This is a genomic window from Nostocoides australiense Ben110 (assembly GCF_001050535.1).
GTDB lineage: Bacteria > Actinomycetota > Actinomycetes > Actinomycetales > Dermatophilaceae > Nostocoides_A > Nostocoides_A australiense.
This window is the reverse complement of record NZ_HG764815.1, coordinates 724,332-735,907: the sequence shown is the minus strand read 5'-3', so window position 1 is coordinate 735,907 and position 11,576 is coordinate 724,332. Positions and strand designations below refer to the sequence as shown.

12 protein-coding genes are annotated in these 11,576 nt (G+C 68.9%); 7 read left to right on the top strand and 5 right to left on the bottom strand.

Going from position 1 to position 11,576, the window contains the following annotated elements:
* The 3 genes from BN11_RS03485 to BN11_RS03475 form a co-directional block, all read left to right on the top strand.
* Positions 1-765, top strand: a 765-nt coding sequence (locus tag BN11_RS03485) for an ATP-binding cassette domain-containing protein (RefSeq protein WP_157044337.1), incomplete at its 5' end; no start/stop codon positions are given.
* Positions 766-859: 94 nt separating this feature from the next.
* A complete protein-coding gene (locus BN11_RS03480) occupies positions 860-1,633 on the top strand; it encodes a polysaccharide deacetylase family protein (RefSeq protein WP_048694520.1) in 774 nt (257 codons plus the stop codon).
* A 28-nt stretch (positions 1,634-1,661) separates the two neighbouring features.
* Positions 1,662-2,174 (top strand): low molecular weight protein-tyrosine-phosphatase, encoded by a 513-nt coding sequence (locus BN11_RS03475; protein WP_083433955.1) that lies wholly within the window; start codon positions 1,662-1,664, stop codon positions 2,172-2,174.
* A gap of 14 nt (positions 2,175-2,188) precedes the next feature.
* Here BN11_RS03475 and BN11_RS03470 read toward each other — a convergent pair whose 3' ends face one another.
* Positions 2,189-2,653 carry an SRPBCC family protein gene (locus BN11_RS03470; protein ID WP_048694517.1) on the bottom strand — a complete coding sequence of 155 codons (465 nt, stop codon included), beginning with the start codon at positions 2,651-2,653 and terminating at the stop codon, positions 2,189-2,191.
* A 60-nt stretch (positions 2,654-2,713) separates the two neighbouring features.
* Here BN11_RS03470 and purB point away from each other — a divergent pair, with 60 nt between their 5' ends.
* The 4 genes from purB (at position 2,714) to BN11_RS03450 (ending at position 7,645) form a co-directional block, all read left to right on the top strand.
* Positions 2,714-4,117, top strand: a complete 1,404-nt coding sequence (purB, locus tag BN11_RS03465) for an adenylosuccinate lyase (protein WP_048694514.1) — start codon at positions 2,714-2,716, stop codon at positions 4,115-4,117.
* A gap of 91 nt (positions 4,118-4,208) precedes the next feature.
* Positions 4,209-4,490: a metal-sensitive transcriptional regulator gene (locus tag BN11_RS03460; RefSeq protein ID WP_048700715.1), complete on the top strand. Its 282-nt coding sequence runs from the start codon at positions 4,209-4,211 to the stop codon at positions 4,488-4,490.
* Between the two features lie 39 nt (positions 4,491-4,529).
* The gene (locus tag BN11_RS03455) at positions 4,530-6,863 is read left to right on the top strand and encodes a heavy metal translocating P-type ATPase (RefSeq protein WP_327152831.1); all 2,334 of its coding nucleotides are present in this window, start codon (positions 4,530-4,532) and stop codon (positions 6,861-6,863) included.
* Positions 6,864-7,009: 146 nt separating this feature from the next.
* Complete coding sequence (locus tag BN11_RS03450; protein WP_048694508.1) at positions 7,010-7,645, top strand: VOC family protein; 636 nt, start codon at positions 7,010-7,012, stop codon at positions 7,643-7,645.
* A 57-nt stretch (positions 7,646-7,702) separates the two neighbouring features.
* Here the strand turns inward: BN11_RS03450 and BN11_RS03445 are convergent, their stop codons facing one another.
* From BN11_RS03445 to BN11_RS03430, 4 genes are read right to left on the bottom strand one after another with little or no spacing between them, the layout of a single operon-like run.
* Positions 7,703-8,581 (bottom strand): TrmH family RNA methyltransferase, encoded by an 879-nt coding sequence (locus tag BN11_RS03445; protein WP_048694504.1) that lies wholly within the window; start codon positions 8,579-8,581, stop codon positions 7,703-7,705.
* A complete protein-coding gene (locus BN11_RS03440; RefSeq protein WP_048694501.1) occupies positions 8,578-9,405 on the bottom strand; it encodes an HAD family hydrolase in 828 nt (275 codons plus the stop codon). Before BN11_RS03440 ends, BN11_RS03445 begins: the two co-directional genes overlap by 4 nt.
* A gap of 13 nt (positions 9,406-9,418) precedes the next feature.
* The gene (serS, locus tag BN11_RS03435; protein ID WP_048700712.1) at positions 9,419-10,687 is read right to left on the bottom strand and encodes a serine--tRNA ligase; all 1,269 of its coding nucleotides are present in this window, start codon (positions 10,685-10,687) and stop codon (positions 9,419-9,421) included.
* A gap of 43 nt (positions 10,688-10,730) precedes the next feature.
* Positions 10,731-11,501, bottom strand: coding sequence for a PIG-L family deacetylase (locus tag BN11_RS03430; RefSeq protein ID WP_053083996.1), 771 nt, complete (start codon positions 11,499-11,501; stop codon positions 10,731-10,733).
* Positions 11,502-11,576: the final 75 nt, after the last annotated feature.

Sequence of the window (11,576 nt, the reverse complement as noted above, 5' to 3'; positions counted from 1 at the left end):
GCGGTGGCCGGCGCCCTCGACACCCCGGCCGACGCGGGCTCCCCTCCCCCGTCCGCCACGGACCCCGGTGCCCGAATCGCCCTGCGGGACATCTCGGCTCGATGGTCACCGGAGCGCCCCCTCGCCCTCGATCCCCTCGACCTGGACCTGCCCGTGGGCGAGCATCTCGCGATCGTCGGGCCCAATGGCAGCGGCAAGTCGACACTGCTCGCCGTGCTAGCCCGCCACCTCGACCCGGAAACCGGCAGCTATGCCATCGGGGAGGCCGACGCCCTGAGCACCGACCTCGCGGCGACCCGGCGGCACTACGCGGTCGTCGACGACACACCGCACATCTTCGCCTCGACGCTGCGCGAGAACCTGCGCTTCGCCGCTCCGGGCGGAAACGACGCGGGAGACCCGCGTTCGGCCGGGGTCGCCGTGCCCGACGACGAGCTGCGCGACGCGCTGCGGCTCGCCGGCCTCGGCGAATGGCTCGCCGGCCTCCCGGACGGCCTGGACACCCGGCTCGGCACGGGCGGTCGGGGCATATCGGGCGGGGAGCGAGCGCGACTCGGCCTGGCCCGGGCGCTCGTCTCCGGACGGCCGGCCATCTTGCTGGATGAGCCTGTGGCACACTTGGATTCGGCGACAGCACGAGAGGTGATCAACGACCTGGTGCAGGCTTCGTCAACCCGGACGCTGGTGATGGTCAGCCATCGCGATGACGGTCGCGACGGATTCCAGCACACCGTCTCGCTGGAGTCGCCGACGCGCTCGGTGTGACGAATCAGTCACGACGCTTGGCGTCGCGGCGATCCCGACATACGATCGCCGCATACCGGGTATTCCTGGGTCGTTCGAGGCAGGAGAGGGCAGCGTGGGGATCACCCGGAGGCACTTCCTCGACGGTGCCGGCGCCTGCCTGCTCACGGTGACCGGCGGAGGCGCGTGGGCCGCCCACCGGCAGTCGGCGGGTCCGCATACGGACTCCCTCGCGCGACGCTTGCGGGTCGAACCCGGCGCCATCGGACGCGTCGAGACCGACGAGCGCGAGGTCTTCTTGACCTTCGACGACGGCCCCGATCCCACATACACCCCCGCCGTCCTCGACCGGCTTGATCAAGCCGGCGTCAGCGCCACGTTCTTCCTCATCGGACGCAACGCCCTCGCCCACCCCCACCTGGTTCACGAGATCGCGTCGCGCGGGCATGTCATCGGCAACCACACCCAGGATCACCTGTGGCTCGATGGCCTGCCGCAGCAGCAGGTGCACGGCCAGATCACCGCGTGCGAGCGCTCTTTCGCGAGCGTCGCGGTGGCCACGACCGGCCTGTTCCGTTCGCCGCGCGGCTGGACGTCAGACGCGGTGCGCGCGAGTGTCGACGACATCGGCCTGCGGTCGACGTTCTGGACCGACTGTGTCGAAGGCTTTGTGCGCGACCACGGCCCGCGCGGTGCGGCGGAACGAATCGCCGGCCGCATGCGCCCCGGATCGGTCATCCTCACCCACGACGGCGGCGCCCTCGACGGACCGAACGCGCAACGCATCGACCGCTCCGGAAGTGTGGCCGCGCTGCCCTACCTGATCGACGCGATCCGCGACCGCAGATTCACGATCCGCCCCCTCGCCGGCCGGTCACCCGTCACGTGAGGTCCGTCTGGTGACCGACAATGGGGTCGTGACCTACCGCGTCTGCGTCATCTGCACCGGCAACATCTGCCGCTCCCCCATGCTCGAGTTCCTGCTCCGCGAGGCCTTCGACCGCGAGGGGCTGTCGGACGCCGTGACCGTCGACTCGGCCGGCACGTCATCCGAGGAGTCGGGCAATGCCGCCGACTACCGGACCCTGGATGTGTTGCAGCGCAACGGCCACGACGACTGGGGCCGAGCCGCCCACCGGGCACGGCGGATCGAGAAGGACTGGCTCGCTGAGCGCGACCTGGTCCTGGCTGCCGATTCCGGCCACCTGCGGGCGTTGCAGCGCCTCGCGGGCGGGTCGCCGGAGCACATCCGGTTGATCCGCAGCTTCGACCCGGCCGCCGTCGAGGCCGGCGAACTCGATGTCGACGATCCCTGGTATGCCTGGAACGACAAGGCGTTCGACCGCACCTACGAGGAGATGCAAGCCGCCGTGCCCGGCATCGTCGAGCACGTCAAAGCCGAACTGGCACAGCGCTCCCGGACCGTGTGACGGCGCCGGACCGTTCAGGGCCGCTCGCGCTCGGCGATCACCTTGATGCGATCGAGACTAGCGCGGATGCCGTCGTCGAGCTCGCTGGTGTGCGCCTCACCGCCCAGGAACAGCTTGGTGAACACGTGGGCGAAGCCCGTGATGCCGTCGGCTGCCTCGCGCGCCTCGGTCAGTCGGGTGCCGTGGTCTATCGGTTCCAGAGAGTAGCTCCAGGTCGAGCCGTTCTCGGCGATGCGGTATGCCAGTTCGCGCTCGGGAGTGAAGCGCACCACCTTGGCGTTGGTGGGCCAGAGCATGAGCCTGCGCTGGTTGATCCCGACGAAACGTGACCCGGCACCGATTGTCTTGGGCGCCAATACCTTTCGGCACTCGGGCGACCACTCACCGGTCCGGCGCACGTTGGTGACGATGCGCCATACGGTTGCCGGGGGCGCGGCGATGTCGACGGACGCGGACAGCAGGCGAACAGGGTGACCCATGGAGCCATTCTCCCGTGGGCGCGCTCGGCATCGGAGTGGGTGGCTGGCAGGATTGTCGGCATGCCGAGTCTCGCCGACACCGACGCCGCCCTGGGCGCATTGGATGGCCGCTACCGCAGTGCCGTCGCACCGCTGATCGACCACCTCTCCGAGCCCGCCCTCAACCGGGAGCGCTTGCGGGTCGAGATCGCGTGGCTGATCTTCCTCACCGAGCGCGGCGTCATACCCGGCTCGGGCACGCTCAACGAGGACGAGAAGAGCCGCCTTCGGGCGATCGTCGACGAGTTCGGCGCAGCAGACATCGAGGCACTCGCCGAGATCGAGCGGGTCACCCAGCACGACGTCAAGGCGATCGAGTACTTCCTCAAGGAGCGCCTCACCGCGATCGCCCCGGCACAGGCGGAGACGATGAGTGAACTCATCCACTTCGGCTGCACGTCCGAGGATGTCAACAACCTCTCCTATGCGCTCATGATCCGCGGGGCGACGCGTGCGGTGTGGCTCCCCAAGGCTCAGGCCCTGCTCGACCAGCTCGAGGCGATGGCCCGTGAGTTGCGCGAGACGCCGATGCTCGCCCATACCCACGGCCAACCCGCCACCCCGACGACCATGGGCAAAGAGCTCGCTGTCCTGGCCTGGCGGCTGCGCCGTCAGGTGCGCAGGATCGACGCGGCGGAGTTCCTCGGCAAGTTCAACGGCGCGACCGGGACCTACGGGGCGCACCTGGCGGCGGTGCCGGACGCGGACTGGGAGACGATCAGTCGCGAGTTCGTCGAGTCCCTCGGCTTGACGTGGAATCCGCTCACCACGCAGATCGAGAGCCACGACTGGCAGGCGGAGCTGTATGCCGACCTGGCGCGATTCAACCGGATCCTGCACAACCTGTGCACCGACGTGTGGACCTATATCTCCTTCGGCTACTTCGCGCAGGTGCGCGGTCAGGGCACGATCGGGTCGAGCACGATGCCGCACAAGGTCAACCCGATTCGCTTCGAGAACGCCGAGGCGAACCTCGAGGTGAGCAATGCGCTGCTCGACGTGCTGGCCTCGACGCTCGTCACCTCGCGTCAGCAGCGGGACCTGACCGACTCCTCGATGCAGCGCAATATCGGCACGGCGATGGGCCACTCGTTGCTCGCGTTGGACAACGTCAGCCGCGGCCTGGCCGGCCTCGATGCCAACCCCGAGGCGATGGCCGCCGACCTCGACGCCAACTGGGAGGTGCTTGCCGAACCCATCCAGTCGGCGATGCGTGCCCTTGCGGCACAAGGGGTTCCGGGGATGTCCAATCCCTACGAACGACTGAAGGAGCTGACCCGGGGCCGGCGAATCGGACAGGCGGATCTGCGCGAGTTCATCGGCGGCCTCGGCCTGCCGGACGACGTCGCGGCGCGACTACGGGACCTGACGCCCGCGTCATATGTCGGCCTCGCCGCGACCCTCGTGGACCACCTGGGCGAGTGACCCGCCTCCCGAGGAACCTCGGGATGTCCGCTGGAATACCCCATGGGGGTATGCTCTTGTCAGAGGCATGAACCAACTGTCGGGAGGCAGCATGGCCGGGTACAGCGGCGACAAGGACGACTACCTGCGACGCCTGAAGCGCATCGAGGGGCAGGTCCGCGGCATCGCCCGCATGGTCGAGGACGACACATATTGCATCGACATCCTCACCCAGGTCTCCGCAGTCACTCGGGCCCTGCAGGCGGTCAGCCTCGGGCTGCTGGAGGATCACATCGGTCACTGTGTCGTCAACGCCGCCCGCGAATCCGACGAAGCCGCCGACGCCAAGGTCACCGAGGCGGCCGCGGCCATCGCGCGCCTGGTGCGCAGCTGACTTGAATCGAATCACAGACACGGCATCGAGTTGATGACAATGACTGAAACCCACACTGCCCCAGCCGAAACCGAAGAGGTCGATCTCGCGATCACCGGGATGACGTGCGCCTCCTGCTCGGCCCGGATCGAGCGCAAGCTCGGCAAACTCGAGGGCGTCGAGGCGAGCGTCAACCTCGCCACCGAGAAGGCGCACGTGCGCTTCGCCGCCCCGCACACGATCGACGAGATCCTCGGCACCGTCCGAGCCACCGGCTACGGCGCTGAGATCATCGCGCCCCGGCAGCCGAGCAGGGGCCGGAGCACACGGCATACGGCGGGACCCGCCGGCGCGACGTCACACGACGCTCTCGACCACAACGCCATGGACCACAACACCATGGACCACGACGGCGTGCACGACCGGGCGCTCGACCACCTCGACCACGACGTTGCACCGCACGCCGTCCTCAAGCGGCGGGCGCTGATCAGCGCGATCCTCACCCTCCCCGTCGTCTTGCTGGCCATGGTGCCGGCCCTCGGTGATGTGCCCGGCAACGCATGGTGGCAGTTCATCCTGACCACGCCAGTCGTGCTCTGGGCCGCCTGGCCGTTCCATCGTGCGGCAGCGATCAACGCCCGCCACCGAGCCTCGACGATGGACGCTCTCGTCTCGATCGGGGTGCTCGCGGCGTATCTGTGGTCGGCCGTGGGCGTGCTCACCGGTCAGGCCATGACTGATATGGGTATGGCAGACAAGGGAGTTCACCTCTACTTCGAGACTGCCGCCGTCGTGACCACCTTCCTCCTCCTCGGTCGGTGGCTGGAGGCGCGCGCCAAGGCGCAGGGCAAGTCCGCGCTGACCACCCTGCTCGATCTCGGTGCCAAGGATGTCGCCGTCGAACGGCGCAACGCCGTCACCGGCGTGGTCGAGGAGGTGCGCATCCCGATCGACCAGCTCGGCGTCGGCGAGCAGTTCGTCGTCCGGCCCGGCGAGAAGGTCGCAACCGACGGCGTGGTCCTGAACGGCCGGGGCACGATCGACGCAGCCCTGGTCACCGGTGAGTCCATGCCGGTGGATGTGGCAGCGGGGTCGGAAGTCACCGGCGGCACCATCAACGGTGCCGGCCGGCTGCTCGTGCGTGCGACCCGCGTCGGCGCGGACACCACCCTTGCCGGGATCGCCCGGCTCGTCGAGAGCGCCCAGACCGGCAAGGCGGGTGTCGAACGCCTGGCCGACCGGATCTCGGCGATCTTCGTCCCGGTCGTGCTCGGGCTCGCGCTGCTGACCTTCGTCGGCTGGTGGATCGGAAGCGGGTCCGCCACCAAGGCGCTGGCCGCCGCCATCGCCGTGCTCATCATCGCGTGCCCCTGCGCGCTCGGGCTGGCGACGCCCACCGCCATCCTCGTCGGCACCGGCCGGGGCGCCCAGCTGGGCATCCTGATCAAGGGCCCGCAGGTCCTGGAGGACACGCGCCGCGTCGACACCGTCGTGCTCGACAAGACCGGAACCCTCACCCAGGGCAAGCCGACGCTCATCGACGTGACACCGCACGGCAATCTCACCAAGGAGCAGGCGCTGCGTGCCGCCGCCGCCGTGGAGGCCGGGAGTGAGCACCCGATCGCCCACGCGATCACGTCCGCCGCCACGGCGCGCAACCTGCAGGTCCCGCGGGCGAGCGACTTCCACGCCCTTGCGGGCGACGGCGCGAAGGCCGTCATCGCGGGGCAGGAGGTCATCGTCGGCCGCTCACGTCTCTTCACCAAGATGCCCGCCGATCTGCCCGCCCACCCCGAGGGCACGACCGTATGGGTGGGGTGGAACGGTGTCGCCCACGCCAGCCTGACCGTCGCCGATGCCCTGCGGCCCGACGCCGAGGAGGCGGTGCGCGAGCTCGAGGACCTGGGCCTGACGGCCTACCTGCTGACGGGCGATGCCGAGGGCACAGCGCGCGCCGTCGCGCAACAGGTCGGGATTCCTGCCGAGCGGGTCATCGCCGAAGTGCGCCCCGAGGACAAGCACGCGATGATCGAGAGGCTGCAGCAGGACGGCCGCACCGTCGCCATGGTCGGCGATGGGGTCAACGACGCCGCGGCGCTCGCGCAGGCCGATCTCGGCATCGCGATGGGATCGGGCACCGATGTCGCGGCCGCCAGTGCCGACCTGGTGCTCATGCGCTCGGAGGTCGGATCGGTCGCCGAGGGCATCGGGCTGTCGCGCGCGACATTGCGCATCATCAAGCAGAACCTCGCATGGGCCTTCGGATACAACACCGCCGCGATTCCCCTGGCGATGGCCGGCCTGCTCAACCCGATGATCGCCGGCGCAGCGATGGCGATGTCGAGCGTCCTGGTGGTCACCAACAGCCTGCGGCTGCGCCGTTTCGGTCGCTGACGCCGGCACGAAAGACCTTTGGGAGAGCACGCATTCCAGCAGGTGCACGTTTGATCGTTCAAGTTGTCTCACCAGCCGATGCGGTGCTAGCGCATGAGCGGGGGCGTGGTCAAGAGCACCCCATTAGGTGTGGAACGATTGGCCGTATGCGAGTGGATCACGTGTCGTATGCCGCCGAGCCGGATGGTCTCCACGCGACCGCCGAGCGGCTGGCCGCGAAGCTGGGGGTCACCCCGGTCGAAGGGGGCAACCACCCGCGGTTCGGGACGCGCAACATCATCCTGCCGTTGGCCCACGAACGCTATGTCGAGGTCGTCGAGGTGCTCGATCACCCGTCGGCCGACAAGGCACCCTTCGGGCAGGCGGTGCGGCAGCGCAGCGAAATCGGCGGGGGTTGGCTCGGATGGGTCGTGCGCGTCGACGCGCTCTCCGACCTGGAGGAGCGCCTGGGTCGCTCGGCCGTCGACGGCAACCGCCGGATGCCCGACGGGCGCGAGTTCAAGTGGCGCCAGCTCGGCGTCCGGGGCCTGCAGTCAGATCCCCAGCTGCCCTTCTTCGTCGAATGGGACGCGGACTCCCCCCACCCCTCCGACGAAGCGCACACCCAGGTCACGATGAAGTCGATGCAGATCGCCGGCGACCCCGACCGGGTCAAGGACTGGCTCGGCCTGCCGGCCGAGACCACGAGCACGGTCATCCACTTCGATTTCGTTGCGCCCCACGGCACTCCGGGCCTGATGTCGGTCACCTTCAACACACCCGACGGCGACGTCACGGTCTAGAAATACCCACCAAAGTTCTCCGCTCCTGCGTCGCGCCGATACTTCGCGGGGACCCCGTCAGGGACCCCACGATTCACCCCAGGTGTTCTCCGGGTCCTGCGTCGTTCTGGTGACGCTCCGCCGCTGGCGAACTGCCTCGAACAGCACGATCGCGGCGGCGGTGGCCGCGTTGAGCGAGTCGATCCGGCCGGCCATCGGGATGCGCACCTTGACCGTTGCCGCGTCGAACATCTCCTCGTCGAGGCCGTATTTCTCGGTGCCGACGGCGATGGCGACCGCCCCGGTCAGGTCCGAATCCGTATGCCGCAGATCGGTGTCCGGCGTCGTCGCCACCAGCGCATAACCGCGCTCGCCCAACCAGGCCAGCGTCTCGGCGGTCGTCGCCGATGCCACGGGGACGGCGAAGACCGCGCCCTTGCTGGAGCGGATGACATTGGGATTGCCCCAGTCGGTGCCGGGATCGGCGGCGATGACCGCGGCCACGCCGGCGGCATCGGCAGTGCGCAGCATGGCGCCGAGATTGCCCGGCTTCTCGATGCCCTGCGCGATGAGCATCAGCGAACCGTCCGGCACGTCGAGGTCGGTCAAGGATCGCCCGGGTGCGTCGATGACCGCGAGAAACCCGTCCGGCCCTTCGCGATACGAGGCCTTCTCGAAGACCGCCCGGGTGCACTCGATCGTCTCGGTGCCGAGCGCGCGGACCTGCGCCACCAGATCCATGCCGGGGGCCTGCGCAGCCGTCGAGTAGTTGGCGTTCATCAGCTCCGGGCAATAGAACAGCGTGCGGGGTCGGGCGCCGGCCGCGAGCGCGAGGCCGAGTTCTTCCCGGCCCTCAACACGCGTCACCCCTGCCCGAGCCCGATCGCGGCGATTGCGCAGCGCGACAACCGCTTTGATGCGCGGGTTGGCCGGCGAGGTGATGACGAGGCCGGTCACGGGGCGATCAGTTCCTGGTGGCTCGGACCGACTCCGGGCAAAGTCCGCAATACCTGCGCCAGGCCGTCGGAGTAGACGTCCGCCGCGACCTCCTTGGCGATGGCTTTCACCTCGTCAGGTGCGTTGCCCATGGCGACCCCACGGGCGGCCCATGTCAGCATCTCGACGTCATTGCGCTGGTCGCCGACGGTCACGGTGTGCATGGGCTGCACGTCGAGCCGGCGCCGGATCTGCTCCAGCGCACTCCCCTTGGACACCCCCTCCGGGTTGATGTCGAGCCAGGCGGAGAAGCCGACCGCGTAATTGACGCCGTGCAGGCCGATGCGTTCGGCGAGTTTGGTGAAATCCTCGCTCGTCCCCGTGGGGCTGTGGAAGGTGACACGAGTGACGGGATCGGCCATCAACTCCTCCCAGGGCACGACCGTGACTACCCCCTCCAGGCGGTCGGGGAACGGGGCGCTGACCTTGAAGCCGACGCCGAGATCCTCCACCGCGACAACGGCATCCGACCAAGCGCCTCGCAGCAGCTCCAGTGCCGGCCGCGGGTCGAAGGTGACCGCTTCGAGAATCTCGTAGCCGCTCGGGTGCGCCGGGTCCAAGGCGATCGTGACGGCGCCGTTGGAGCACACGGCATACCCGTTGTCGATGCCCAGGTCGGCGAGCACCGGCAAGGTGCCCAGCACCGAGCGGCCGGTGGAGATCACGACGTGGTGACCGGCAGCTGCCGTGGCATGGACGGCTTCGCGGACGGCCTCACGCAGCTCCCCTTCATGAGTGAGGATCGTCCCGTCGACGTCGAGGCCGACGAGGTGTGATGTCGTCACGGTGTCAGCCGCGTCAGGCGACCGGGGTCAGGACGTCGAGACCGACATACGGCCGCAAGGCCTCGGGCACGATGACCGAGCCGTCGGGTTGCTGGTGGTTCTCGAGGATCGCGACGAGGAAGCGCGTCGTGGCGAGGGTGCCGTTGAGGGTGGCGACGACCTCATTGCCCTTCTCCCCCTTCATCTTCACGCCGAGACGGCGGGCCTGGAAGGTGGTGCAGTTCGAGGTCGACGTCAGCTCGCGATAGCGACCCTGGGTCGGGATCCACGCCTCGCTGTCGAACTTGCGCGCCGCACTCTGGCCGAGGTCGCCGGCCGCGGTGTCGATGATGCGGTAGGGCACCTCGATCTTGGCGAGCATGGCACGCTCCATTTCGAGCAGGCGATCGTGTTCGGCCTCGGCCTCGGCCGGGTCGCAGTAGACGAACATCTCGATCTTGTTGAACTGGTGCACGCGGATGATCCCCCGCGTGTCCTTGCCGTAGCTGCCGGCCTCCCGCCGATAACAGGTCGACCAGCCGGCATACCGCTTCGGGCCGCCCGAGAGGTCGATGACCTCGCCGGTGTGGTATCCGGCGAGGGCGACCTCCGAGGTGCCGGTCAGATAGAGGTCGTCGGCCTCGAGCCGGTAGACCTCGTCGGCGTGGCGGTCGATGAAGCCGGCACCTTTCATGACCTCGGGCAGCACCAGGGTCGGGGTGATCATCGGGACGAGGCCGTGCTCGAGTGCCATGGCCATGCCGGCATTGAGCAGGCCGAGTTCGAGGCGCGCGCCCGGCCCGGTCATGAAGTAGAAACGCGAACCCGAGACCCGAGCGCCGCGCGCCATGTCGATGGCACCGAGGCCCTCCGCCAGGTCGAGGTGGTCCTTGGGTTCGAAACCCTCTCTAGCGAAATCCCTTGGGGTGCCGATGGTTTCGCGCACCACATAGTCGTCCTCACCGCCGGCGGGCACGCCGTCGATGATGACATTGCCGATCGACATCAACAGCTCGTCGCGGGTGGCGACCATCTCGTCGGCCGTCGCCTGTAGCCGCTTGACCTCTGCGGCGATCGACTTGGTCTCGTGCAGGAGCTTCTGCTTTTCCTCACCTTGCGCCGACGCGATCTCCTTGCCCATGGACTTCTGCCGGGCCCGCAACTGCTCGAACTCGGTCAGCGCCGCCCGTCGCTTGGCGTCGGCGTCGAGGACCTGGTCGACGAGCGCAGGGTCGTCCCCACGCGCGGCCTGGCTGGCCTTGACCCGGTCGGGGTCGTCCGCAAGGAGCTTGATATCGATCACGAAAGCGAGTTTATCTGCGGGCCAGGGGCGACCGCCGACCAATTCAGGCCCGGCGCAGTCCGACTCGCGTCACGATCGGCTCGCGCTGGCCGCCGACGTGCACGACGTCCCCGCCCTCGACCTGCACCTGAGAGGCGTGGGCCCGCAGCGCTGCCTGGACCGTGGGCAAGTGCCGCGACAGATCGGTCCACTCGATCGTGTCGAGGTCGCCGGGGATGTCGTCGCGCCCCGGCGGGATGACTTCGAGGAAGGTCAGTCCGCACTCTCGCGCAGCCGTTTTCGCCACTTCGTGCATGCGCACGTGGTCGGGATGGTGATAGCCGCCGCCCGCGTCGTAGGAGATCACGAGGTCGGCGTCGGCCGCTCGCAGGTATGCCGCGAGGTCCCCTGCCGCTTCCCCGACGCCGGCCGCCGTGAAGGCATCTGCCCCCACGTCCGCAGCCGGCCCCGCGACACCGGGGCTCACCCAGCGCATCCCGGAATCGGCATACGACCGGCTCGGCAGGCCCTCCGCACGCGCCGGTGGCTGACCGAGAAAGGCATGGTGGCGTATGCCGAGCGCCGAGAGCGCGGCGGCCAGCTCGCCCTCGCGATAGGCGACATACGACCAACTGCCCGGCACCAGATCCGCGGCGCGGCCGGGTAGGCCCGGCATGAGTTCACCGCGCTCGCCGCGGGTGGCGGTGACGACGTGCACCTCCCCCGGGGCGGACGCGATCTCGGCGAGCAATGCCCCCGTGGCGAGAGTCTCGTCATCGGGATGGGCATGGGCGACAACGACATTCTGCCCACGAAGGCCCTCGAGCAGGCTCACGTGGAACGTCCGAGCAGGTCGCCGTAGACATCCTCGAGCCGCGCCGCCGACCACCGCCACTCGAAGCGACGGGCG

Excerpts from the sequence above, each read along its gene's own strand:
- BN11_RS03470 (WP_048694517.1), bottom strand. The coding sequence starts at position 2,653 with ATGGGTCACCCTGTTCGCCTGCTGTCCGCGTCCGTCGACATCGCCGCG.
- purB (WP_048694514.1), top strand. The coding sequence starts at position 2,714 with ATGCCGAGTCTCGCCGACACCGACGCCGCCCTGGGCGCATTGGATGGC.
- BN11_RS03460 (WP_048700715.1), top strand. The coding sequence starts at position 4,209 with ATGGCCGGGTACAGCGGCGACAAGGACGACTACCTGCGACGCCTGAAG.
- BN11_RS03455 (WP_327152831.1), top strand. The coding sequence starts at position 4,530 with ATGACTGAAACCCACACTGCCCCAGCCGAAACCGAAGAGGTCGATCTC.
- BN11_RS03450 (WP_048694508.1), top strand. The coding sequence starts at position 7,010 with ATGCGAGTGGATCACGTGTCGTATGCCGCCGAGCCGGATGGTCTCCAC.